Annotated in this window: 21 protein-coding genes and 3 pseudogenes; 9 read left to right on the plus strand and 15 right to left on the minus strand. The window is 71.9% G+C overall.

The features are described from left to right. Positions 1-40 precede the first annotated feature (40 nt). The 3 genes and pseudogenes from MTR79_RS18405 to MTR79_RS18415 form a co-directional block, all read right to left on the minus strand. Positions 41-916, minus strand: coding sequence for a universal stress protein (locus MTR79_RS18405; RefSeq protein WP_189364662.1), 876 nt, complete (start codon positions 914-916; stop codon positions 41-43). A 282-nt stretch (positions 917-1,198) separates the two neighbouring features. Then, positions 1,199-2,122: a nitroreductase family protein gene (locus tag MTR79_RS18410; protein WP_189364875.1), complete on the minus strand. Its 924-nt coding sequence runs from the start codon at positions 2,120-2,122 to the stop codon at positions 1,199-1,201. A gap of 299 nt (positions 2,123-2,421) precedes the next feature. Beyond that, positions 2,422-2,607, minus strand: a pseudogene (locus tag MTR79_RS18415) (DUF1918 domain-containing protein); the annotation flags it as partial. Between the two features lie 144 nt (positions 2,608-2,751). Between MTR79_RS18415 and MTR79_RS18420 the strand changes: the two are divergent. After that, positions 2,752-3,185: pseudogene (locus tag MTR79_RS18420) on the plus strand (CBS domain-containing protein). A gap of 51 nt (positions 3,186-3,236) precedes the next feature. Here MTR79_RS18420 and MTR79_RS18425 read toward each other — a convergent pair. Both MTR79_RS18425 and MTR79_RS18430 read right to left on the minus strand, forming a co-directional pair. Further along, positions 3,237-4,598, minus strand: a complete 1,362-nt coding sequence (locus MTR79_RS18425) for a nicotinate phosphoribosyltransferase (protein ID WP_189364660.1) — start codon at positions 4,596-4,598, stop codon at positions 3,237-3,239. A 37-nt stretch (positions 4,599-4,635) separates the two neighbouring features. Further along, positions 4,636-5,238, minus strand: coding sequence for a hypothetical protein (locus tag MTR79_RS18430; RefSeq protein ID WP_244791338.1), 603 nt, complete (start codon positions 5,236-5,238; stop codon positions 4,636-4,638). A gap of 292 nt (positions 5,239-5,530) precedes the next feature. Here MTR79_RS18430 and MTR79_RS18435 point away from each other — a divergent pair, with 292 nt between their 5' ends. After that, the gene (locus MTR79_RS18435; protein WP_244793236.1) at positions 5,531-7,006 is read left to right on the plus strand and encodes an AAA family ATPase; all 1,476 of its coding nucleotides are present in this window, start codon (positions 5,531-5,533) and stop codon (positions 7,004-7,006) included. Positions 7,007-7,542: 536 nt separating this feature from the next. Then, positions 7,543-8,571: an alcohol dehydrogenase catalytic domain-containing protein gene (locus tag MTR79_RS18440; RefSeq protein ID WP_244791340.1), complete on the plus strand. Its 1,029-nt coding sequence runs from the start codon at positions 7,543-7,545 to the stop codon at positions 8,569-8,571. Between the two features lie 141 nt (positions 8,572-8,712). Here MTR79_RS18440 and MTR79_RS18445 read toward each other — a convergent pair whose 3' ends face one another. Continuing rightward, complete coding sequence (locus MTR79_RS18445) at positions 8,713-9,585, minus strand: universal stress protein (RefSeq protein ID WP_244791341.1); 873 nt, start codon at positions 9,583-9,585, stop codon at positions 8,713-8,715. 194 nt (positions 9,586-9,779) lie between these two features. Here MTR79_RS18445 and MTR79_RS18450 point away from each other — a divergent pair, with 194 nt between their 5' ends. Then, on the plus strand, positions 9,780-10,229 hold the full coding sequence (locus MTR79_RS18450) for a universal stress protein (protein ID WP_102638628.1): 450 nt from the start codon (positions 9,780-9,782) through the stop codon (positions 10,227-10,229). Here MTR79_RS18450 and MTR79_RS18455 read toward each other — a convergent pair. The 6 genes from MTR79_RS18455 to MTR79_RS18480 form a co-directional block, all read right to left on the minus strand. Beyond that, on the minus strand, positions 10,221-10,574 hold the full coding sequence (locus MTR79_RS18455; RefSeq protein WP_189364656.1) for a DUF190 domain-containing protein: 354 nt from the start codon (positions 10,572-10,574) through the stop codon (positions 10,221-10,223). The two genes, MTR79_RS18450 and MTR79_RS18455, sit on opposite strands and share 9 nt — an antisense overlap. A gap of 310 nt (positions 10,575-10,884) precedes the next feature. Then, positions 10,885-11,748 (minus strand): universal stress protein, encoded by an 864-nt coding sequence (locus MTR79_RS18460; RefSeq protein ID WP_244791343.1) that lies wholly within the window; start codon positions 11,746-11,748, stop codon positions 10,885-10,887. A gap of 4 nt (positions 11,749-11,752) precedes the next feature. After that, positions 11,753-12,775 carry an alcohol dehydrogenase AdhP gene (adhP, locus tag MTR79_RS18465; protein ID WP_244791345.1) on the minus strand — a complete coding sequence of 341 codons (1,023 nt, stop codon included), beginning with the start codon at positions 12,773-12,775 and terminating at the stop codon, positions 11,753-11,755. After that, positions 12,772-13,719, minus strand: a complete 948-nt coding sequence (locus tag MTR79_RS18470) for a universal stress protein (protein WP_244791347.1) — start codon at positions 13,717-13,719, stop codon at positions 12,772-12,774. Before MTR79_RS18470 ends, adhP begins: the two co-directional genes overlap by 4 nt. A gap of 152 nt (positions 13,720-13,871) precedes the next feature. After that, the gene (locus MTR79_RS18475) at positions 13,872-14,498 is read right to left on the minus strand and encodes a DoxX family membrane protein (protein WP_122213261.1); all 627 of its coding nucleotides are present in this window, start codon (positions 14,496-14,498) and stop codon (positions 13,872-13,874) included. 325 nt (positions 14,499-14,823) lie between these two features. Then, a complete protein-coding gene (locus MTR79_RS18480) occupies positions 14,824-15,159 on the minus strand; it encodes a helix-turn-helix domain-containing protein (protein ID WP_189364649.1) in 336 nt (111 codons plus the stop codon). Positions 15,160-15,384: 225 nt separating this feature from the next. Between MTR79_RS18480 and MTR79_RS18485 the strand changes: the two genes are divergently transcribed. Next, positions 15,385-15,861, plus strand: a complete 477-nt coding sequence (locus MTR79_RS18485; RefSeq protein ID WP_244791349.1) for a universal stress protein — start codon at positions 15,385-15,387, stop codon at positions 15,859-15,861. Positions 15,862-16,228: 367 nt separating this feature from the next. On the opposite strand, the gene MTR79_RS18490 is transcribed toward MTR79_RS18485, so the two are convergent. Both MTR79_RS18490 and MTR79_RS18495 read right to left on the minus strand, forming a co-directional pair. Continuing rightward, positions 16,229-17,200: a pirin family protein gene (locus MTR79_RS18490; protein WP_244791351.1), complete on the minus strand. Its 972-nt coding sequence runs from the start codon at positions 17,198-17,200 to the stop codon at positions 16,229-16,231. Positions 17,201-17,338: 138 nt separating this feature from the next. Continuing rightward, the gene (locus tag MTR79_RS18495) at positions 17,339-18,529 is read right to left on the minus strand and encodes an MFS transporter (protein WP_189364646.1); all 1,191 of its coding nucleotides are present in this window, start codon (positions 18,527-18,529) and stop codon (positions 17,339-17,341) included. A 125-nt stretch (positions 18,530-18,654) separates the two neighbouring features. Between MTR79_RS18495 and MTR79_RS18500 the strand changes: the two genes are divergently transcribed. After that, positions 18,655-19,425 carry a TetR family transcriptional regulator gene (locus MTR79_RS18500; protein ID WP_244791353.1) on the plus strand — a complete coding sequence of 257 codons (771 nt, stop codon included), beginning with the start codon at positions 18,655-18,657 and terminating at the stop codon, positions 19,423-19,425. A gap of 101 nt (positions 19,426-19,526) precedes the next feature. Beyond that, positions 19,527-21,131, plus strand: a complete 1,605-nt coding sequence (locus MTR79_RS18505) for an MDR family MFS transporter (protein WP_244791355.1) — start codon at positions 19,527-19,529, stop codon at positions 21,129-21,131. Positions 21,132-21,215: 84 nt separating this feature from the next. On the opposite strand, the pseudogene MTR79_RS18510 reads toward MTR79_RS18505, so the two are convergent. Beyond that, a pseudogene (locus tag MTR79_RS18510) lies at positions 21,216-21,386 on the minus strand (carbohydrate ABC transporter permease); the annotation flags it as partial. Positions 21,387-21,745: 359 nt separating this feature from the next. Between MTR79_RS18510 and MTR79_RS18515 the strand changes: the two are divergent. Next, positions 21,746-22,768 carry a LacI family DNA-binding transcriptional regulator gene (locus MTR79_RS18515; protein ID WP_122213256.1) on the plus strand — a complete coding sequence of 341 codons (1,023 nt, stop codon included), beginning with the start codon at positions 21,746-21,748 and terminating at the stop codon, positions 22,766-22,768. A 273-nt stretch (positions 22,769-23,041) separates the two neighbouring features. After that, a complete protein-coding gene (locus MTR79_RS18520; RefSeq protein WP_244791357.1) occupies positions 23,042-24,136 on the plus strand; it encodes an ABC transporter substrate-binding protein in 1,095 nt (364 codons plus the stop codon). Positions 24,137-24,195 lie beyond the last annotated feature (59 nt).

Here is a 24,195-nt window from a genome sequence, read left to right on the forward strand (position 1 = left end):
GTCACCCGGTGGGGGACGCGGAACGGTGCCCGGACCGGGGTCAGTTCCGCTGGGGAACGACGGCCACCGGGCATGCCGCGTGGTGCAGCAGCGTGTGGGCCACCCGGCCGAGTTGCAGGCCGATGTGGCCGTGCCGCCGCCGCGCGCCCACGACGAGCAGGTCGGCGCGGCGGGAAGCGTCCTGGAGCACCTGGTGGGCGGGCCCTTCGACCGTCCGGCGACGCACGTCGGCGTTCGGATGGTCATGGTCTGCGTCGCGGAGTACGTCGGTGAGGACCGCGGAGGCGTGTTCCTCGCGTACGGCCCCCGCTTCGTCCGCGATCAGCGGGTGGTCGGCATGCTGGTGGGCCGGGCGGCGCCAGGCCCGTACGGCCTCCAGCGCGCAGCCGCGTGCCGCGGCCTCACGGAGGGCGAACCGCACGGCGGCCGAGCTCCGGGTGGGATCGGCGACACCGACCACCACCTGACCGAGTGCGCCCTGCCGGTTCCGCTCCTCACCGCGCACCACGATCACCGGGCAGACGGCCCGGGCGGCCACCGTGAGGCTCACCGATCCGAGCAGCATGCCGGTGACCCCGCCACGCCCCCTGCATCCGGTGACCAGGGCGGCAGACCCCTGAGCCGCGTGCAGCAGCGCGGACACCGCGTCCTCGGGCACTACGTCGGTGGACACCTCCAGCTCCGGGTGGCGCAGGCGGGCGCGCTCGACGCTCGACGCCGCGATGTGGTCGGCCAGGATCTCCTGGGCGGGTCGGGCGGTGGCGAAGGACGGTACCCGGGCCTCGTACCGCTCCCACAGAGAGGCATGGACGATCCGCAAGTGCAGCCGAAGACGCGCGGCCTCGTCCGCGGCCCAGTCCACCGCCTCCAGGCTGGAGTCGGAACCGTCGACGCCCACGACAAGGGGGAGCTCCACGGTCACCACCGCCTTACTGCACCGGTCGTTGCGTACTCCCTGCACTACACCGTCGCACTCCGGAGGTGCCGTCGCGACACCATCGCCGCGGCTCCCGGGCTTCACTCAGCTGTTCGGCGGTGATGGTGGAGCTGTACGGCCGGGCACCAGGTGAGCCGACGGGTTCTGCGTCTGCGGTCCCGTCAGCGATGTGACGACCCGGAGGGTTGTCGCCGTCAAGCGCGGTGCGTGCCGTGGAGCGCGTGGTGCCGAGTCGGCGGACGGGGGCCGGCATCACCGGGCTCACGGCTGGACGTCGAGCACGTCGGACACCGGCCGGCGTGGTGCACCCGGCCCTTGAGGGCCGTAGCCCAGCCGTAGCAGGGTCTGTGCGTAACCCGTGCCCGCCACAGGGTCCCGCAGAGGCCAGCGCAGGTCACTCCATTCGAGAGGCTGGGTGGCGAAGGAGCCGGCCAGGCCCCTGAGGGTGGCCAGCAGCAGCACGCGCTCCACGGCTCGACCCGCGCGGAGCCAGTCCTCCGGACGATTGTGGGCCGTGCTGACCAGTGCCAGCTGGGGATGGTGTTCGAAGTCGGCCGCTTCACGTCCCGGGACCCTCCTGGAGCCCGCGAAGTCACGCACCGGCGCCTTGCCTCCCCGTCGGCGCGGCCCGAAGGCGTAGTGGGGAACCCCGTCGTCCGCGGTGGCCGCCGAGGCCGCATCGGTACGCGTCCATCGGACCAGGTCTTCGTCGGCCCCCCGGTCGGTGGCGTTGCGTGCCTCTGCCTCCCGCGCCAGTTCGAGCACCTCCTGCAGGTGCCACGCGGTGGGAAAGGCCAGGGTCGCTCCCTCGGCGTCCGCGGCCGCTCGCAGCTCCTCCCGGACGGCGTCCGGGATCTCCCGCTCTCCGAACGGGTAACGGCTGGTGTGGCGCCGGTGTATCGCCGGGTACAGCGCACCGAGGCCGCTCCTGTCGGCTGCGGCATGAGTCAGCCGTACCGTCGCCACCAGCGCGGGGTCCGTGGGGTCGGGCAGCAATGCGGTGTCCGGACGCAGGTCCTCGTGGACGGCGGCGACCTCGAGATTGAGCAGGGCGGCGCCGCAGCCGATGTGCAGACCTCGGTTCTGGGGATCGGAGTGCGGCATGGCACGTGCCTGGTCGGCATGGATCTCGAACGTGCGGCTGCGACGGAAGTAGCGGAAGAACCAGGGCTGCGCGTTGTGCATGGACGGGGCTGCGGTGGCATCTCGGACGAGAGCGGTCACCTGCTTGTCGGCCGGCGTCGGTCGGGTCACCGTGGCCACCCCTCTCGGACCGGTGCTCGTGTGTGCCTGCTCGTCTCTCGGACCGGTGCTCGTGTGTGCCTGCTCGTCGGCGGGAGTGACGCGCTTGCCTGTGACGTGCGTGGGCGGGATCGCCGCCCAGTCATCGCGTGCGCCGCCTGCCCACGGGGCGGTGTGGGCGCGCCGGGCGGGCTTCCGCACGGTGCAAGCGCCCGCGGCGTGCGACGGCCGAACGCCGGCCGGTCGATGTGCCGGATGTGCGCGTCGGGGCCCGGGAACACGAGCGTGATGTCGTCCGTGTCCGGCCGGCGCACGTCGTAGGGAGGCGTTCCGTCGTCATGGCGCAGTCCGACGATCCCGCCGTGGCGCCCGACGACGCCGGTCGCCGGGCTTCCCACGACGGGCCGGTCGCCAGGGTGAGCTCGCATGACCGCCGCCCTCTCCTCAGAACGGTGCTGTATCCAACGTGCCACGGGCGGCACCCCGCCGCACGGCTCGACCGGCGCGTAACCCTGTGAGCGGGCGGTGAGACCGGCCATGACGGCGGTCACGGTCCGGACGGGAGAGGCGACATGCAGCATCGAACGGTCGCGGAACTCATGACCCGGAACGTCGTGACGGCACGACGCGACACGCCGTTCAAGGAGATCGCCAGGCTGCTGGCGGAGAACGACGTCACCGCCGTACCGGTGGTGGGCGACCTGGACCGCCCCCTGGGCGTGGCGTCCGAGGCCGATCTGCTCCGTGAAACGGTCGACCAGGCCGATCCGTCGGGCCGGGTGCCCGTCCCGCACCTCGAAGCGTGGGAGCGTGCCAAGGCGGAGGGTTCTCGTGCCGAGGAGCTGATGTCGGCGCCCCCGGTGTCGATCTCAGGGGCTCGGTCGAGTACCGGAGTCTGATCCCTGTGATCGAGCGTCTGGGCCGCAGCGTCGACGGGGTGGTGTCGGTCAGCGAGCACCTCGGCTACCGGACCGACGACGTCGGACGGCCCGCCACCGCGTCGTGACGCGGCGACCTCGAGCGTGGCGCGCGCCCTCCCACATGTGGGCACGGTCTGTCACTCGGACGGTGACGGGCTGGAGACCGCGCCCGCATGAGCCTCGGTGCGGTGCCTGACGCGGGCCGTGAGGTCGCGCAACCGCTCGGAGACCGCCGGGTGCGGGGCGACAGGTCCCCGGATGCGGCGGGCGGCCGGCGGCAGTGCGTCAAGGTCCGCGGCGAGCCTGTCCCGGCACTCGCCGAGCGTGGCACGAGGGCCGGTGCGCCGTCCGTCGCGCATCACCGTCTCGAGCAACGGCTCCGCCCCGGCCGGCGGCCGCTCGTCGGTCAGACCGATCACGTCCGCGCACCCGAGCCCGCGGAACACCTGCTTGGGGGCGGGTGCGGTCACCTTCGCCGACGACAGTTTCATCACCGGCCGGCCCTCGTACTCGACCAGCTTGTACGCCGAGTCCAAGTACGGCGCGTCGGCCGAAACGCCGAAACGGGTGCCCACGGCGTACGTGTCGATCGGTGCACCTGAGCTGACGAGTTCCTCCACCGCGTACTCGTCCAGACCACCACTCGCGGTGATGCTCACGCCGGGCAGGCCCGCGTCGTCGAGCAGGAACCGGGCGCGCCGCGCGAGGGCTCCGAGGTCGCCGCTGTCCAGGCGGATCGCGGAACCGGCCGCGTGGACGGCGGGTCCGAGTTCCCGCAGGACGCGTGCCGCGGTCCGCACCCCCTCCTCGGTGTCGTAGGTGTCCACCAGCAGGGTCACCGGGCCGGGGTGGGCGCGTGCGAAGGCGCGGAAAGCGTCCTCCTCGGTGGGGAACGCCTCGACATAGGAGTGCGCCATCGTGCCGACGGCCGGGATGCCCAGGGCGGTGGCGGCCGCCACGTTGCTGGTGCCGGCGAAACCGGCCATCGCCCCCACGCGTGCCGCCTGGAACCCGGCCTGCGTGCCATGGGTGCGGCGCAGGGAGAAGTCGACCACCGGGCGCCCGTCCGCCGCGAGAACGCACCGGGCTCCCTTTGCCGCGACGGCGGTCTGGTGGTTGAGCTGGTTGAGCACGTACGTCTCGACGAGCTGCGCCTCGGGCAAGGGCGCGGTCACCTCCAGCAGGGGCTCCCCCGCGAGCACGATCCGCCCCTCGGGCACCGCCCGCACATCACCGGTGAACGTCAGGCCCAGCAGGGGCGCGAGATCGCGCGGTGCGCGGTGCAGGACGGAAGCGAACGCTTCGACGTCGTCGGGGCCGACGAGCAGGCCGGACAGATGGTCCAGAGCCGACTCCAGTCCCGCCGCGACCAGGAAGCCTCGTTCGGCGGGCATTCTCCGGGCGAAAAGACTGAAGGTGGCGGGACCGGTCATGCCCTCCTGCAGGTAGGACATGGCCATCGTCACTTCGTACAGGTCGGTCGTCGTCGCGTCGGACATGTGCATGGCCTCCCTGGCCGTGTCCGGTCACGCCGGATCACCGGCGGAACCGAGCGGCCCACAGAGGCTCCACCCGCTCCCACTCGGCGTCCCATTGCGCGTACCTCTTCCGATCGAGCTCGTGCCGCATTCCTTTCCGCGTCACGTAGATCACGGCCGCGAACCCGGCCGCGGCCGCCGTGCCCGTGAACCAGCCGGTCGTCACGGCTTGGTTCTGCGTCATCGGCGGGACGGTGACGGCTCCGTCCTGTGTGACCCATACCCGCACGGTGGCGCCCTCGGGAGTGTGCGCCTTCACCCGTGTGTCGTCCGTCCGCGCCGTCCCTGCCTCGTCGAGCCAGCGGACCTGCGCCTGCTGTGTCTTGGTGGCGGGGACCGTCTCACCCGCCGACACCACTTCGGCGTCGACTTCATAGCGCTCTGCCGACTGGGTCCGCACTGTTTGCATGGCCGACTGGTAGGTGGCCAGTCCCGTGCCCAGCGAGGCGGCCGGTAGGCCGAGCACGAGGATCAGCAGCAGAATGCGGCAGATCCGAGCCTCGAAGCGGTCCGAGCCGCGACGGAGCGGATTCGCCTTCCTGGGCACATGTTCGTGGCGCTGAGGCTGCGGACCCGGGGGTGGCGGATTGCGTGCACTCATGATCCACCTCCAGCAGGTGGCCGGCTCGTCCCCCGCTCCTTCCAGCCTGAGGCAAGTGGCGCATCGGACACAGGGCCGAACGTCCCCGGGCGGGCTGTCGCCGCTGCACCCCTGTGGCCGGGCCCGGCGTCCCGGTGGACATGCGTCGTGCACCGGTTTGGGGTACTTCTCGAACTACGGAGTCGCCACGCCTTCCAGCTTCCAGCGAGACGGGGAGCACCGCTATGTGGTCAGCCCTTCCTGAACGGCGGAGGACGAGACCGTGAGTGAGGTCCTGCCGCCGCGTGCGGACGTGTGTGAGACGCACACCGCGATCCTGTTCTTCGCCGGTGGCCGGGTCCACAAGCTGAAGAAGCCGGTGAGTCTGGGCTTCCTGGACTACACGACGGTCGCGGCCCGCCGTACGGCGTGCGAGCGGGAAGTGGCGCTCAACCGGCGCTTCTCCCCCGACGTCTACCTGGGACTCGGTGAACTGCGCGAGCCCGGCTACGGGGATCCGGAGCCGCTCGTGGTGATGCGCCGGATGCCGACGGACCGCCGTCTGTCTCATCTGGTGCGTGAGGGGGCGAACGTCGACGACGTCCTTCGGTCGGTCGCCCGGCAGCTCGCGGCCTGGCACGCGCGGGCGCCCAGAGGCCCGCAGGTGGACGCGCAGGGCACTCGGGACGCTCTCTCAGCGCGTTGGGAGGACAGCTTCCGGCAGGTGCGTGAGCTGACGCAGGACGGCGACCTGCCCGACGGACTGCCGGAGGTGGAGCGGCTGGCACGCCGCTATCTGGCGGGGCGCGAGCTGCTGTTCGACGCACGGATCGAGCAGGGCCGGGTGGTCGACGGACACGGCGATCTGCTCGCCGAAGACATCTTCTGCCTCGACGACGGCCCCCGCCTGCTCGACTGCCTGGAGTTCGACGACCACCTGCGGTACGTCGACGGCCTGGACGACGCCGCGTTCCTCGCCATGGACCTGGAACAGCTCGACGCTCCGCAGGCCGCCGCGTTCTTCCTCGCGCGGTACGGCGAGTTCTCGGGCGACCCGGCGCCGCCCTCCCTGTGGCACCACTACGTCGCCTACCGCGCGTTCGTCCGCGCCAAGGTGTCGCTCATCCAGGCACGCCAGGGCGCGCCGGGAGCGGAGGCGGTGTTCCGGCGGCTGCTCTCCACGACGCTGCGGCATCTTCGGGCAGCGGCCGTCAGCCTCACCCTGGTCGGCGGGATGCCGGGCAGCGGCAAGTCCACCCTGGCCGGGGCCTTGGCCGACCGCCTGGGGGTCGCCCTGCTCAGCAGCGACCGGCTCCGCAAGCAACTGGCGGGCATCCCGGCGGACCGGTCCGCTGCGGCAGGGTACCGCGAGGGCATCTACACACCGGAGTGGACGGCGAGGACGTACGCGGCGCTGCTCGACCACGCGTCCGCGCTGCTGTCCGCCGGGGAGTCCGTCGTCCTGGACGCCACGTGGTCCGACGAGGCTCAGCGGGACGCCGCCCTGCGCGTCGCCGAACGGACCAGCACCGACCTGGTCGCCCTGCACTGCCACGTGCCGGACGACGTGGCCGCGGCGCGCCTCGACGCGCGCACGCCGGAGCCCTCGGACGCAGACGCCTCCGTCGCCGCGGCGATGCGGGGCGCGGAACCGCCCTGGCCGGAGGCCGCCACGGTCGACACCAGCGGTTCCCTGGGCGCCGCCGTCGAACAGGCCCTGGCCGCCGTACGCCCATGGGGCACGGCTCAGGCACCGGTGTTCCGGCGCCCCTACATGGAGCCCGACTGACGACCGCTGCCCCAGTGGGTGCCGGCGTTCGCCCGCGCCGGCCGGCTCACCCAGGTGCCGCGGGGCTCGACGCGCGGAAGGCAGGCCGCGCTTGCGGGGAGCTCCCCGGGCGGGAGACCGCCTGCCGGATGCGGCGGTCCGCGTCGGGGACTCGACGGAGCGGCTCCGCGGGCTGCTGACGCGCCCCGGGGTGCACCTGCTGCTGCGAAGCGACGCGGTTCCACAGCCGGACACGCTGAACGGGCCGAGGCCGACCGCCCTGCGGCTGTCCGACAGTCCTGGTCGTGGCCTGGTCGCGGTGCGTCCGGACGGCCACATCGGCTTCCGCAGCGGGGCCTGCGATCCAGAGGAGCTGACCAGTTGGCTCGCCTTGGCCGGAGCGGTGCCGCCTCTGTCCCTGTGACGCTGCCGTCCTGGACACCCCCGGCCCCGCCCCATCACCGATGTCTCATCGCGGTAGGTGTCACCGGTTGCCCGGCGGACCGTACGGGGCGACGGTGGACGAGGGCGGCCACACTGTCAGGGAGTGGGTGACCATGCGCGCTCTCGTCTATCACGGCCCCGGGCGGATTTCCTGGGAGACCGTCGAAGATCCCGTGGTGGAAGAACCCACGGACGCCCTCGTACGTGTCGAGACCACGACGATCTGCGGCACCGACCTGCACATCCTGAACGGGGACCTGGGCGACGTGGCGGCGGGAACGGTTCTCGGTCACGAGGCGGTCGGCGAGGTGGTCTCGACCGGCAGCGACGTCCGACGGCTGCAGCCGGGCCACCGTGTCATTGTCTCGTCCGTCTCCGCCTGCGGCCGATGCCTGCCGTGCCGCGACCGCATGTTCGGGCAGTGCCGCGGGGGCGGCGGGTGGATCCTGGGACACCTGATCCACGGCACCCAGGCCGAGTACGTGCGGGTGCCGTTCGCCGACCAGTCGACGCACCGTCTGTCCTTCTCCGGCCCGGCCGACGAGGCGGTCCTCCTCTCCGAGGTGCTGCCCACCGCCTACGGGGTGGGCGTGCGGAACGGCGAGGTCGGTCCAGGAGACATCGTGGTCGTGGTGGGCGCGGGACCCGTCGGTCTCGCCACCGTGGCGATCGCGCGGCTCTACTCGCCGCGCCGGGTCGTCGCGGTGGACCTCTCCGCCGCCCGGCTGGACGCCGCGGTCCGCATGGGTGCGGACGCCGCGGAGACGCCTGGCCGGATGATCGCCGAGCTGTACGACGGGCCGGGCGCCGACGTGGTGGTCGAGGCGTCGGGCGAGCCGGACGGGTTCGTGCTGTGCACCCGCGCCGTGCGCACCGGCGGCCACATCGCCGTCGTCGGCACACCGGGCCGGTCCAGCACGCTGCACCTGGAGTCCCTGTGGCGCAAGAACGTCACGATCAGCACCGGCCAGGTCGACACCTCGTCCACGCCCTGGCTGATGGAGCTGCTGAGGTTCGGGCGCCTGCGGGTCTCACCACTGATCACCCACACCCTCCGGCTCGACCAGGCGGAAGAGGCCTATGAGGTGTTCGCCCACGGTGTGACCTCCGGCGCGCTCAAGGTCGCGCTGCGTCTTGGGTGAAGGGGATACGGCAGGTGACCACGGCCCGGCGCGGTCACCTGCGCACGGGACTGCCGGTGAAGACGTCCGCGGCGGGAAATGCGGTCACAGGCTGGTGTGGCTCGGACAGCCCTGACATGGACGAGAGTTGGCCACCTGGTCTCAGGCCGGAACCGTGATGACCGGGCAGCGCGCGTGATGGAGTACTCCCTGGCTCACCGAACCCAGCACCATGCCCGTGAATCCGCCGCGTCCACGAGAACCCACGACCAGTCCGAGGGCGTGCTCGGACGCCTGTGTCAGGACGTCCACGGGGTGACCACGCACGACTTCGTGGTGCAGTTCCACGTCCGGGTGCGCCTCAGTGCGACCCGCGACCGTCTCAGCCAGGACCCGGCGGCATTCGCCCAGCGCGGCGTGCTCGTCCAGGAGCCCGAGCAGCGGCGGATGCCACACGTACAACGCCCGCAGGTTCGCGCCGCGTAGTGCCGCTTCCTCCATGGCCAGGTTCACGGCTTCGGCCGAGTGCTCGCTGCCGTCGACACCGACCACGAAGTAGGCGGGCTGCTGGGTGATGTGCTCGGGTTCCGGTACGACCACGACCGGGCAAGCGGCATGCGCCGCGAGCGGCAGCGCCACCGAGGGGGCCGAGAAGAGTGTGCGCCGCCTGCTCAGGTGCCAGGAACCGACCACCGCGAGCGAGGCGTTGCGCGTCTCCTCGTGGAGAATCCACGCAGGCTCGCCCTCCGCCAGCAGCGTCGACAGCTCCACCGTCGGCTGCCGGGTCTCCACGAAGGACACGGCGTCCCTCAGCACCCGGTCACCGAGCCCGTGCAGCTCGCGGTTCCATTCCTCCCACGACGGCCGTACCTCCCCCGACCGGTAGCCGCCGGTGGGGGTTCCCTGAGCGTGCACGAGCCGCAGGGGCAGCCTGCGCCGCTGTGCCTCGTCGGCGGCCCAGGACAGTGCCAGGCGCTTCTCCGGGTCAGGATCGACGCCGACCACGATCGGGCGGCGCCCGTCCGCACCAGTCATGCCACCTCCAGGTACCTGCTCACAGGGCCGGCCCCCACTTCCAGCCTCGCGTCCTCAGCCGGGTGGCGCCACGCAGCTCACCTTCGAGGCAGGGCTCGTCCGGCATGCTTCAGCTCTGCCAGGGCCGGCTGGCGCGGTGGCGAGGGTTCCGGCAGCGTGGAAGAGCGGGGGCCGTCTGGGTGAGGTGATGGGCCATGGAATCCTCTGAGGTACCGCGGATCGTCGTGGGCGTCGACGGCTCCCCTTCGTCGTACGCCGCTCTGCTGTGGGCGGATCGCCATGCGCGGACCATCGGCGGTGCCGTGGAGGCGATCCACGTCTGGGACACACCGGCCGCCCGAGGGTGGGACGGACCGACGATCGAGCCCCTGTTCGACGTCGAACAAGCCCGTGAACGCTTCGCCCAGGAGTTGCGGACCGTTTTTCCCGAGGGCCCCCCTCCTGGACTCACGCAGCATCTCGTCGAGGGCGACCCGTCTGACGTACTGGTCCGTGCGTCGGAAGGGGCAGAGGTGCTCGTGGTGGGACGCCGCGGGCGCGGCGGCTTCGCCCGGCTGGTGCTGGGGTCGGTCAGCCAGCGGTGCGCCCAGCACGCGGCCTGTCCCGTCGTCGTGGTACGCCAGGAGGACGCCCCCTCACGCTGACCGCGGATCGCTGTCGCGGACGTAGCGAACGATTTCACACTCGTCGACGACCACCAGCCCTTCACCGATCAGTTCGTCCAGCACCGGCAGGAAGGCACGGATCTTCTCCTCGGCGTCCACGATGATCACGGCGACCGGCAGATCCAGGGCCAGCGAGAAGAACCGCTGGGTGTGTACGAGGGAGGACGCACCATAGCCCTCGATGCCATGCAGAACACTGGCGCCGGCCAGTCCTGCCTTGTGAGCCCTGCGCACTATCTCGGGATAGAGACTTTTGTGATGCCACGTGTCCCTTTCGCCGACGAAAATCGTCAGACGCAGAGCTTTGCCCGTGTGTTTGGCCATCACCGCCTCCAAGCAGACCCAGGACGGGTCGCTCCACATCCGACGGTAGCGGCCACGGCGAGAAGCGACAGCGAGGGAGCCGGCGGCGAAGCCGCTCCATGCGCACGGTGGTCCCGTCCGTGAGCAGCGCGTGCACTGCGGGGCGGTGCCGCGTCGCGTCCGTCATGGCTGCTCTCCTCCGAACCGCTCGGACTCTGTGTCCGGTCGAGCGTCTGTCACGGCGGCGGCCCGGCCCAGGGTCGCCCTGGGGCTCCCTGAGGGCCGGTCGCCCCGTCCCCCTCCGGCCGTCCCGGGCGACGGCTCCGGGCGGTCACGCCGTGTCGGGGACGACCGCGACGGGACAGGCGGAGTGGTGCAGAAGCGTGTGGGCGACCCGGCCGAGGCGGTGCCCGAACTGCCCGGGGCGCCGTCGGCCGACGACCAGCAGATCCGCGCCGTACGAGGCGTTCAGCAACACGCGCCGAGCAGGTCCCTCGACCGTGAGCCGGTGCAGACGCACGTCCGCCGGGGTGTCGACGAGTACGGCTCGCAGTTCCTCGGCCGCCCGTTCCTCGTGCACCCGCTCGGGCGTACCCGTGAGCAGCGGGTGGTCGGCGGTGTCGTGGGTGGGGCACCGCCATGCCCGTACGGCGTCCAGAACAGCCCCACGCCGCCGGGCCTCTTCCGTGGCGAAGCGCACCGCGGCCGTGGGCGCGGCGGCCACGCCCACGACCACACGGCCGTGACGGCCTTCGACGGCCCGGTTGTCGTGGCTTCCTCGGACCACGACGACGGCGCAGTTCGCCGTGGCGGCCACGGTCAGGCTGACGGAGCCGAGCAGGAGGTCGGCGAGTTCACCGCGCCCTCGGGTCCCCAGAATCACGGCGGAGGCGTTGCGCGCCTCGCGAAGGAGAACGTACTCGGGCTCCTCGGCCACCGCTTCGGTGGTGACGGCGAGGTCGGGGTGGTGACGGCGGGCGCGGCGGCCGGCGACGACGAGGATGTCGTCCGGAGTCACACGACGGGACGACTCGTCGAACTCTCGGGCGAGGGATCCGCCCTCGTAGCGGTCCCAGCGGTAGGCATGAACGATCCGCAGGGGCAGTTCACGCAGCCCGGCCTCGTCGGCCGCCCAGTCGACGGCCCGCAGACTCGACTCGGAACCATCCACGCCGACGACCATGGGCAGGGGCATCGTCTCAGCCTTCCGAGCTGAGGTCGAACACGATCCGGGCCTTGACCTGGCCGCCGAGGACTTCTGCGATGCAGTCGTTGACGGCGGTGAGCGGCCGTGTCTCCCGGATGACCTCGGTGCGGCCCTCGGCGTGCAGCTGGAGGACCTCGGCGAGGTCCTGACGGGTGCCCACGATGGACCCGATGATCGAAGTGCCGTTGAGGACGGTGTCGAAGATCGGAACCTCGAGCGTCCCGTGGGCCGGCAGGGCCACCATGACGAGCTTTCCGCCGCGTCGCAGACCGGAGTAGACGGCGGCGAACGCCGCGGGGTTCACCGCGAGAGCGAGGGCCACGTGCGCACCGCCGTGTCGCTTCAGCTCTGTGGCGACGTCCTGGGTACGGGCGTCGATGACGATGTCCGCGCCGAGTTCCCGGGCGAGTCGCAGCTTGTCGTCGGTGACGTCGATCGCCGCGACCCGCGCTCCGGCGATCTTCGCGTACTGCACCGCGAGATGCCCCAGTCCGCCCACGCCCGAGATCGCGACGAGCTGGGCGGGCCTGACGTCCGCGACCTTCAGCGCCTTGTAGGTGGTGACGCCCGCGCAGGTGAGCGGGGCGGCGTCGAGAGCGCTGACGCCGTCCGGCACCGGCTGGGCGAAGTCGGCCCAGGCCAGCATCTTCTCGGCATACCCGCCGTCACAGCCGTATCCGGTGTTGACCTGGCTCTCGCACAGGGTCTCCCAGCCGGAGCGGCAGTGCTCGCACCGCCCGCACGCCTTGCCGAGCCAGGGCACGGCGACACGGGACCCCACGGCGAGGTGTGTCACTCCGTCGCCCAGCCTCTCGACCAGGCCGACACCCTCGTGACCGGGAACGAACGGCGGTGTCGGCCTGACCGGCCAGTCGCCGTGCGCCGCGTGGATGTCGGTGTGGCACAGGCCGGACGCCTCGACCCGGACGAGGACCTGGCCCGGTCCAGGCTCGGGATCGGTGCGCTCCTCGATGACCAGGGGCTTGCCGAACTCCCGGACGACCGCTGCTTTCATGGTTCCGCTCCTTCTGTGCTTCTGTTCGGCAGCCCGCGTCCACGGTGGGCGACGACGGCGACGGGGGCGGTCGCATGGTGCATGACCGCGTGGGCGACGGCACCGATGTGCACGCCGAAGGGGTTACGGCGGATGCGGCGGCCGACGACGACGAGAGAGGCGTCGCGGGCCGCGTCGATGAGGTGGTCGGCCGGGCTGCCGAGCCGCGACCGTTCCGTCACCTCGACGTCCGGGTACTTCCCCCGCCACGGCAGCAGCGCTTCGGTGAGGGCGGCGGCCTGCTCGCGGACGGCGTCCTCGCGGGGGTCGACGCCCGCGGCCAGGCTGTAGACGTAGTAGGGCGGCAGGTTCCAGCCCTGGACGACGGTCAACGCGGTCTGGCGGCGCCGGGCCTCCTCGAACGCGAAGGTGATCACCGTCTCGTCGGGGCTGTCGGTGTCCAGGCCCAGGACCACGGGCCGGAAGCCGGTGGCGGCGGACGGTATGCCGGCGGGGTCCATGATGTGCTCGTCGGCGGCCTGTTCCCCCGCTCGGACCAGGACCACGGGCACCTCGGCGTGTGCGACCACCGACTGGCCGACGGAGCCGACCAGGAAGCCCGCGAGACCGCTCAGGGCCCGCGAGCCCAGCACCAGCAGTTCCGCGTCGCGGGCGCCGTCGACCAGCGCGTCCGCAGAAGTCCCGGCCCGCTGCTCGATCGTCACCTCGACGCCGGGGTGCCGGCGCCTCAGGCCCTCCGCGGCTTCCCGGGGGATGTGCTCGGTCCAGTGCTGGAGCGTCTCGGCGCCGAGGAGCGGCGCCTGGACCACGGGCTCCGGCACCGGCTGCCACACGTGGAGCAGTCGTACCGGCACCTGGCGCAGCGCGGCTTCGCGGGCCGCCCACTCCGCGGCGGCCCGGCTCTCGGGCGAACCGTCGAATCCTACGGTGATCATCCGGTCCATCCTGGCCACCTCCTGTGTCACTCGTTCCGCTGTCAGCTTCTCTTCGGGCAGCCCCCGTGGGCAGGGGCCTGTGGTCCCGGGATGGCGCCGACGGTCCTTCTCGGCGTCCTGGTGGGGCGGGTCCGTGAGTGGACCCGCCCCACCAGCCGTGCTCAGCGCAGCCACGCGTGATCGCGGACGAGCGGAAGCCTGGCCCACACCCGGCCCAGACCGAGCGCGTCACCCGCCGACACCACCGCCAGAACGATCAGCACCACCGCGTACACCACGTGGTAGTCGGCGAACGGATTCGTCGACATGCTCGCCGACCCGTCCGACAGGTGCTTCGCCGGCGGCCACTCCGCCACCCACATCAGCGCCATCATCACCGACCCCGCCACCGCCGCCGGACGCAGCGCCACACCCGCCGTCAACGCCAGCCCGACCCCCAGCAGACCCAGCATGAACAGCCAGTCCGCCCACGCCGCCCCGGCCCACGAGTGGAACGTCGACTCCATCGGACCGACCGCCACGTGCCCGAGGAACCCCTCCGTGGGCGAACCCCCGTCGACCCAGCCCTTCCCGGACGCGGTGGCGTAACCGAACCCGAACGTCTTGTCCAGGAACGCCCACAGGAAGACGAACCCCATCAGCACCCGGGCCGACGCGAAGACACAGGCCCGTGCGGTGAGCGCGCCGGCCTCCGACTCCGCCACCCCCGACGCGGAGACGCCGCCGCCACGACGGAACGACGGCAGACGGAAACCCGAACTACGATGCGTGGACTGGTGCACGGCCATGACAGTGACTCCCTCGGAGAGATCCGGCTGGTTCCTGACACCAGTCACTCTCCCGGACCCCACCCCCACGCACCCGACGCCGAAGGTCCACACCCCGAAGACTCAACAGCCCCAATCCACAGGGACCTTCGGCCACCACCGGAGACAGAGCGGCCCGCCTGTACGCAACGGTGTCCCACCGCCGCGTACAGGCGGGCCGAGGACCGGAGGGAAGACCTTCCCCCGAAGTCACGCCGGGTCACCTCGAGCACCGGCTGCCGGCGAGGGCGCCGCGGGTGTGCGCCCGCCGCCCCTGCCCGCCGGGATCAGCGTGGCAGGCCGGGCATCACATGCCGGAGGACTCCGGACCGGGCGACGCGGGGTCCTCGCGGTGGAGGAAAGCCCCGAGGAGGTCGCCCACGGGGTGGTCGGCCTCGGCGGGATGGCGCAGGGCCACGGTCGGGTCGATGGTGTAGCGGTTACGGCGGCCCACCCTGGTACGGGTGAGGTATCCGGCGGCCTCGAGGTCGGCGACGATGAGCTGGACGGCACGTTCGGTGATGCCGATGCCCGTGGCGATGTCACGCAGCCGCGTGTCGGGATCGCGGGCGATCTGCAGCAGGACGCGGGCGTGGTTGGTCAGGAAGGTCCACTGATCACCACGGGAGGAAGACACGCTCATGGACACCCATCATACGAAGCGTGATTCGCGTATCAACCATAGACGAAAGTCTATGGGCGAAAAAAAATTCGCGTAATTCTTGACGGGTTAGTCGTGGGCGAGTGACGCTTGAGTCATCCCCCGAAACCGTCCGCTCTTCCGAAGGGGGCCGCTGTGTCCCAACAGCCCCTGGATCGTCCCGTGATCCCCGCCGAACGGGTCCCCCCGGTTCCTCCACCACGTCCGGTGACCGCTCTCCTGGCGGACTCCGTCCAGGACATCGCCGTCATCGACACCGCACTGCGACTGGCTGTCCCGCGTCGGGCGCCTCTGCTGCTCGTCGCCGTCCTGCCCGCGCACGCCCACTCATCCGTCACCGCGGACACGTATGCGGCCCGTGCGGTGATGGGCCGGGTGCTGCCCCGGGTGCGGCGGGCCGGCCTGGACCACATTCCCGTCGTCCACCGCGTCGCGCCGCGCGGCACCCGACTGCGGGCGGCGGGGGCGGTACTGGACGTCGCCGCCCGCCACCTGTCCTCGGTGCTGGTGGCCGCCGCCAGGGGACCGGCCGGACTGGACGCTCACATCCTGACCGAGGCCTCCGCCCTGCGGTGCGGCCCGTTCGTGCACAGCGTCGCGCCGACGGCCTGGAATCCGTTCGCCTCTGCGCGGTGTGGCCCCGGCTCGACGCGCCGGCCCTCGGCGTCGGGCCCGGCGTGGTGAGGAACTGCCCGCCGATGTGCGGCGCACCGCTGTCCTGCTCGCGCCGGCGCCACCGCACCGCCCACGACCGACCACCCGTGAGACCGGGAGGTGATCACCCGTGTGAACCGGCGACCCGGACCCGGCTCCCCTCCGCACGTGCCAGGGTCCGGGGCTCGCCCTGGTCGTGTGCGATGTCGCAGCCCACCGGGGACTGAGACACACCACCTCTCCTCACACCGCGTCAGCCGGTGTCCGACACCTCGTCAGCGAACTCGGGCACGTTCGCGGCTGGAGCCGACGCGGGCGCCGCACGACTCGCGCGTTGCCGGGCATGCGCAGCAGTGGCCAGCCCCCTCCTGCCGACGCACGGCACCGTATCCGCAGGTCAACGCGCCTTCCCTCGCGGCTTCAAGGGCGCGTTCGGCAGTCCCGGCGCGGGCAGTGGAGCCCCGTCGTAACCTCGCACCTCGCCGAAGCGTGACCCCTTCATCCAGTCCTCGCGGGCCTGCACGATCTCGTCATGCGACCGCCCGATGAAGTTCCACCACATGATGATCTCCTCGCCGAAAGGCGGGCCGCCGAGGAGGATCAGGCGGGCCGGGGCCGTGCCCCGGTTGGTGAGGGTGAGGCAGGTGCGGCCCGGCGCCGCGTAGGCGAGGGCGGCCCGTTCCACCGGGGTGTCCTCGACGAGGACGTCCCCCGTGTCGACGAGCACCCCGTGTTCGAAGGCCGGGTCGACGTCCAGCACCAGCCGCGCACCCGGGGACACCGTGAGTTCCGCACCCAGCAGCGGCGTGAACGTGCGGACCGGTGACGTGTCGCCCGCGAGGGCGCCGAGGAAGACCCGGGCCTCGCCGCCGTTCAGGGTGACGGGGTGCGGGACGTAGTGCTGGAAGTCCTTCTCCGTGCCCCGGTGTTCGTCCGGCAGCGCCACCCACAGCTGCACGCCGTGCAGGATCGTCGTGTCCGGCGTCGAGACCTCCGAGTGGGCGATGCCATGGCCGCCGGTCATCAGGTTCAGCTCGCCGGGGCGGACGTAGGCGTGGCTGCCGAGGCTGTCACGGTGTTCGATCTCCCCGCTGAACAGCCAGCTCACCGTCTGCAGACCCGTGTGCGGGTGCGGCGGGACGTTCATGCCGCCGGTGCCGGCGACGTCGTCGGGGCCGTAGTGGTCGGCGAAGCACCAGGCGCCGATGAGCGACCGGGCCCGCTGCGGCAGGGTGCGCCGCACCTGCATCGCGCGGGGGCCGCCGAGCGGCACGTCACGGGCCGTGAGGATCTCGACCTCGGCCGGGCGGTCCGCCTCGGTCTCGCCACCGCACCTCATCTCCGCCGGTCGTGTCTCCGTGTTGCTCATGCCGGGTGCCTCCCACCGAGGACGTTCGACCTTCAAGGAAGTTCGATATTCAACATTCTCGCACGCACGGACGACTATAGAACGCCGGACCCCGCCACGCGCGCGGAAGCGTCCGCGGGCCGAGAACAGACCTACCGTTCATGCCTCCGCCGGCACCGGCCGCCTCAGCAGATAGCCCGCCGCCGAGATCACCAGCACCGCCATGCAGGCGATGAACACCAGGCCCGCGCTCTCCAGACCCAGCGGTTCCGCCAGCAGGCCCACCCCGATGACCGGGACCGAGATACCGGTGTACGCCACGACGAACAGCGACGAGATCACCGCCGCCCGGCGGTCCGGCGGTGACGCCCGGCCCACCGCGGTCAGCGCCCCGCGGAACGCCAGCCCCTGGCCCACTCCGCCGACGAGGGCGCTCGGCACCACCAGCGCCAGCGAGTCCCAGTGCAGCGCGCCCGCCAGCAGGGCGAGGCCGGCGAGCAGCCCGGCACAGCCCAGCGGGAGGGACCGGCTCACTCCCACGCGGCCGACCGCCGTCTGTCCGGCGATCGACGCGAAGAACGCCGTCGCGACGACCGCGCCGCTCACCGCGTGGTCGGTCACGTCGAGGTACTGCGCGAGGAACGCGGGACTGACGGAGGTGAACACCCCGAACAGGGCGAAGCCCACGAACGCGGCCGTCGCCGCCGGCCCGAACACGGCCCGGACGTGCGGGGGCACCCCGGGACGCTGCGGCCGTACGGTGCGCAGCGGGCGCAGGTCCCGCACGGTCTCGGGCAGCCACAGCAGCACCGCCACCGAGCAGGCGACCAGGGTCAGGTGGACGGCGTACGGGAGGTGGAGCGGCCAGGGGGCGTACTCGGCCAGGATCCCGGCGAGCAGGGGGCCGCAGCCGAGGCCTCCCATGTTGACGGCCGTGGCGACGAACGTGGCGCGGGAGGCCTGGCCGGGCGGGGCCGATTCCATGACGTAGGCTGTGGCGGCTCCGGTGAACAGGCCCGCCGACAGGCCCGACAGGAGCCGCCCGGCGTACAGCCAGGCGATGTCGGAGGCCAGCAGGAAGCACACCGCGCTCGCGGCCGCGCAGGCCAGGCCCCACAGCAGGACCGGGCGTCTGCCGACGGCGTCGGAGGCGTTGCCCGCGAGCAGCAGGGCGCCGATGACGGCGAAGGCGTACACCGCGTACACGACGGTGACCGTCAGCTCGGAGAAGCCGAACTTCTGCTGGTAGAGCGGGTACAGCGGGGTCGGCAGCGTGGTGCCGGTCATGCACACCGCGAACACGGCGCCGCCGAGCAGGCACACGCGCCATCCGAGCCGGTCACCGGTCATGCCCCGACGTTAGCCGTGGAGCGGCCGGTCGCCCGCCTCAGTACGCCGACGGCGTGACCGCTCGGGAGCAGCCCATGGACATGATCAGCCGACACAATTTTTCATGTCGTGCATTTTTGCATAGCATGCACATCATGACGGGGAAGGACGCCGCGGGCGGCGGACTGCGGGAGCGCAAGAAGCGCGCGACACGCGCCGCGCTCGCGGAGGCGGCGGTGCGGCTGGCCGCCGAGCACGGGGCGGACCAGGTGACGGTCGAGGCGATCAGCGCCGCGGCCGGCGTGTCCGTACGGACCTTCTTCAACTACTTCGACTCGCGCGACGACGCCTTCGTCGTCGTCGACGCGGACGCCAGCGAGCGCGTACGACGGGCGTTCCTCGCGGCGCCGCCGGAGCTCCCGCCGCTGGAGGCGCTGCGCGAGGCGCTCGCCGCCGAGCTGAGGGAGGCGGAGCGGCAGCACGAGCTGTGGAGCCTGCACGCCGGCGTGCTGCGGTCCGCCCCGCACCTCCTGGTGCGCAACCTCGGCGCGCAGATGGCCGACGAGTCGGGGCTCGCCGAGGCGATCGCCCGGCGGATCCGCGCCGGGGACGACCCGGACGACGACGCCGTGGCGTCCGGGGGCGGCGACGCGGATGCCGAAGCCGTCCCGCACAGGGACCAGCCGGACACCGCCGGCGCGCGTCCCGGGAGTCACCCCGAGACCGCCCCTCCCGAGGGCGACGCCGACCGTGCCGCTCCCGGGCTGTACCCGCGGCTGCTCGCCGCGGTCGCCGGCACGGCGGTGCGGGTGAGCGTGCAGCACTGGTGCGAACGGCCGGACGAGCTGTCGTTCGCCGACGTGTTCCGCGAGGTGTTCGACCTGCTCGCCGCCGGCCTGCCGGCCCCGGCCCGGTAGGCGCCGGCCCGGTCGGGACCCCGGCCCTCCCCTCCCCCAACGCTTCCGCCCCTTCCGGGGCGTGATCCCGCTTTTCCCACCGATCCGTGAGAGAGACGACCGTGACCGCAACACAGGCGCCGCAGGAGGCGCCGCCCACCGCCATGACCAACCGGCAGATACTCCAGGCCATGTCCGGGCTGATGGCCGGCATGTTCGTGGCGATCCTGGCGGGCACCGTCGTGGCCAACGCGCTGCCGACGATCATCGCCGACCTGGAGGCGAGCCAGTCCTCCTACACCTGGGTCGTCACCGCGGAACTGCTGGCCATGACGGCGACCGTCCCGCTCTGGGGCAAGCTGTCCGACCTGTTCGACAAGAAGCTGCTGCTCCAGTTGTCGCTGGGCATGTTCGTCGTGGGCTCGCTGCTCGCGGGCTTCTCGCACGATGTCGAACTGCTCATCCTCAGCCGTGTCGTGCAGGGCATCGGCGCGGGCGGTCTGACCGCGCTGGCCCAGGTCGTCATGGCGGCGATCATCCCGCCCCGCCGGCTCGGCAAGTACGCCGGCATCTTCGGCGCCGTGTTCGCCATCGGCACCGTCGCCGGACCGCTGGTCGGCGGCGTGCTGGTCGACACCTCGTGGCTGGGCTGGCGCTGGTGCTTCTTCATCGGCGTGCCGTTCGCGCTGCTCGCCATCGCGCTGCTCCAGCGCACCCTGCGTCTGCCGGCGGTGGCCCGCCGCGAGGTGAAGATCGACTTCCTGGGCGCCTTCCTGATCGTGGCGGGCGTCTGCGCCCTGCTGATCTGGGTGACCCTGGCGGGCAACGAGTTCGACTGGGCCTCCTGGCAGACCGCCGCGCTCACCGGCGCCGGCGTTCTGCTGCTGGTCGCCGCGGTGTTCGTCGAGGCGCGGACGGCCGAGCCGGTCATCCCGCTGGGCATCTTCCGCAACCGCACCGTCACCCTCACCACCGTCGCCAGCCTGCTGGTCGGTGTCGCCATGTTCGGCGGCACGGTGTTCCTCTCGCAGTACTTCCAGGTCTCCCTCGGCAAGTCCCCGACCGTGGCCGGTCTGATGAGCCTGCCGATGATCCTCGGTCTGCTGGTCTCGTCGACCGTCGCCGGCCAGGTCATCAGCAGGACCGGTGTGTGGAAGCGCTACCTGGTGGCGGGCGCGGTGATCATGACCGTCGGCCTCGGCCTGCTGTCCACCATCGACGCGGACACCTCCTTCACCCTGCTCAGCGCCTACATGGCGGTGCTCGGCATCGGCGTCGGCATGCTGATGCAGAACCTGGTGCTGGCCGCGCAGAACGACGTGCCCGCGAGCGAGCTGGGCGCCGCGACCTCCGTGCTGTCCTTCTTCCGCAGCATGGGCGGCACCATCGGCACCAGCGTCCTGGGCGCCATCCTCGCCAACCGGGTCGCGTCCGAGATGACCAAGGGCCTGGACGCCGCGGGCATCCCCGCGGGCGGTGACGGCGGCGGTGAGAACAGCGTGCCCGACATGAGCACCCTGCCCGAGCCGGTGCGGCAGATCGTCGAACACGCCTACGGTGTCGCCACCGCCGACCTGTTCCTCATCGCCACGCCGTGCGCGCTGCTGGCGCTGCTCACCGTGGTGTTCATCAAGGAGAAGCCGCTGAAGACGACCAGCGGCATGGAGCGCCTCGCCGAGGAGGCCGCCACCGCGACGGAGACGGACAAGACCGTCGTCGGGAGCTGAAACCCCCTCCGTGCGCGGGACGAGCGCCCCAGGGCCGGGACGGCCGTGGGGCGCTCGTCCCGCTGTCAGCGGGGCGCTCCGCTGACCGCCCGGGCCCGTCGTCGCCACCGACTTCACGACGTGGCGCTGGAAGAGGACGAACACCGGCGCCGGCGGCAGGGCGGCGAGCACCGAGGACGCCACGGTCCGGGCATAGTTGACGCCGTAGGCGTCCTTCACGGCGGTGATGCCGACCGGCGGGGTCATCAGGGCCGGTACGGTGCGGGGCACGCTCACGGCGCGGACGGTCGTCTTCGGCGGATCGCGCGACACGGACGGGCGAGGCACGCACCCGGCGCGAGCGGCCCCGCCGAGCTCGCGACCGGCGCCCGCCATGTGGGCGAAGACGCGGTTTCAGGGGCGACGGCGCGGCCCCGGGCCTGCGGCCAAGGCGGTCGCGGGTGCCAGAGCGCCGGTGCGCCCCGGCGTCCCCGCCCGGAGCCTTGTCATCGCCCGGTCACGGCGTGTATAACGTTGTAAAACTTGAGCCCAGCGGCTCGGCACACGACTCTCGAGGTGACGGCTCCGCAATCCGCACCCGCCTACCGGGTCGGGCCGCTCACGAAGGGATTGCCGTGCGGGTCAGCCTCAAGGACGTCGCCGCGCACGCGGGGGTCTCCATCAAGACCGTCTCGAACGTGGTGAACAACTACCAGCACGTCACGCCTGCCATGCGCGAGCGGGTCCAGCGGTCCATCGACGCGCTCGGCTACCAGCCCAACCTCGCCGCGCGGCACCTGCGGAAGGGCCGTACGGGCATCATCGCGCTCGCGCTGCCCGAGCTCGGCAATCCGTACTTCGCCGAGCTGACCGCCTCCGTCATCGACGCGGCCTCCCAGCACGACTACATCGTGCTGCTCGACCACACCGGAGGCTCGCGCGACCAGGAGCTGCTGGTGAGCCAGGGCTTCCGGGCCCGCGTCATCGACGGCCTGATCCTCAGTCCCATCGAGCTGCGGACCGAGGACCTGCGCGACCGCGACCAGGACGTGCCGCTGGTGCTGCTCGGCGAGCGGGACTACGACCTGCCGTACGACCACATCGCGATCGACAACGTGGCCGCCGCGCGCGACGCCGTGCGGCACCTGATCGAACTCGGGCGCCGCGAGGTGGCGTTCATCGGCGCCCGGCGCGACCGCAGCGAGCCGGCGCAGCTGCGTGTGCGCGGCTGGCGGGAGGAACTGACGGCGGCGGGGCTGCCTGCGGACGAGGGACTGGTCGCGGCCGTCGACGGCTGGGGGCACGCCGACGGCGCGCGGGCGATGCGGCACATCCTCGACTCCGGCCGGCGGCCGGACGCCGTGTTCGCCTACAACGACCCCATGGCGATCGGCGCGATGCGGGTGCTGCACGAGCGGGGGCTGCGGGTCCCCGAGGACATCGCGGTGGTCGGCTTCGACGACGTGATCGAGGGCCGCTTCGGAGCGGTGACGCTCACGTCGGTCTCTCCGGACAAGGCCGCGATCGGCCGCCTCGCGGTGGAGTCGGTCCTGGCCCGCCTGGGCAATGACGCCCCGGAGCCCCGCCGTATCTGGGCGGACTACCAGCTGGTCCAGCGGGAGAGCACGTTGGGGCGTCCCGGCGCGACCACGTCCTGACGCCTACGGTCCCTCCAACTCCAAGGGACGGCCGCACCTTTGAGCTGCCGTCACCGTACGCGCCCACCGTCGGCGCGCGCTTCCGTACGCCCGTGACTCCCTTCGAGGCAGCCCCTCCCCACCTTGTGCGCGAGGGGTTTACAGCCCCCTTCCAACGATGTAAAACACCCTTGGCGGCGCACCGGACGCCGTTGTGCACAGGGGGAGCAGCTCCACCATGCGCGTCCTCGGGCTCCCCAGTTCCCTTTCAGCGTCACCCGGATCGGGGTCACCATGCAGCGCACCACTCACCGTTCCCTTCTCCCCGCCCGTCCCGTGCTCGTGGCCTTGGCCGCCGCCGTGGCCCTCACCGCGACGTCCTGCGCCAAGTCGGAGGACGACGCGGCGGACGGCAAGAAGTCCACGGCCGCCGCCGACGCCGGCCAGAAGGTGGCCGAGCCGAAGCCGGGCAGCAAGACCTGCAGCATCGACGCCTACGGCGGCAGGAAGATCGATCTGAAGGACGCCACGGTCGGCTTCTCCCAGTCGGAGAAGGAGGCCAACCCCTTCCGCATCGCCGAGACGCAGTCCATCAGGGACGAGGCCGCCGAGAGAGGCGTCAAGCTGCTGACGGCCAACGCCCAGTCGCAGTTCTCCAAGCAGATCAGCGACGTCCAGGACCTGCTCGCCAAGGGCGCCGACCTGCTGGTGATCGCGCCGCTGAACTCCGACGGCTGGGACCCGGTCCTCCAGGCCGCCGCGGCCAAGAAGGTCCCGATCGTCACCATCGACCGAAAGATCAACGCCACGGCCTGCAAGGACTACGTGTCCTTCATCGCCTCGGACTTCGTCGAGCAGGGCCGCCGTGCCGCGGACCAGATGATCGAGGCCACCGGCGGCAAGGGCGAGGTCGCGATCCTCCTCGGCTCGGCGGGCAACAACGTCACCACCGAGCGCACCAAGGGCTTCAAGGAGCGGGTCGCCGAGAAGGCCCCGGGCCTGAAGGTGGTCTTCGAGCAGACCGGTGACTTCACCCGCGAGAAGGGCCAGCAGGTCACCGAGCAGCTCATCCAGTCGAAGCCCGGAATCAAGGGCATCTACGCGGAGAACGACGAGATGGGCCTGGGCGCGGTCGCCGCGCTGAAGGGCGCGGGCAAGAAGGCCGGCGACGTCAGTATCGTCACGGTGGACGGCACCCGCAACGCCGTCCAGGGCGTCGTGGACGGCTGGATCAGCGGTGTCATCGAGTCCAACCCGCGGTTCGGCCCGCTGGCGTTCCAGACGCTGGACGACTTCACCCAGGGCAAGGACGTCGCGCAGGACATCATCATCCAGGACGGCGCCTACGACGGCGACAACGCCGAGCAGGACCTCGGCAAGGCCTACTGATCCCGTCGCGGGGCCCGCGTCACGTCGGGCCCCCTGTCCGTCCGTCACCCTTTCCCATC

The sequence above is a fragment of the Streptomyces sp. BJ20 genome (assembly GCF_022869105.1).
GTDB lineage: Bacteria > Actinomycetota > Actinomycetes > Streptomycetales > Streptomycetaceae > Streptomyces > Streptomyces griseoincarnatus.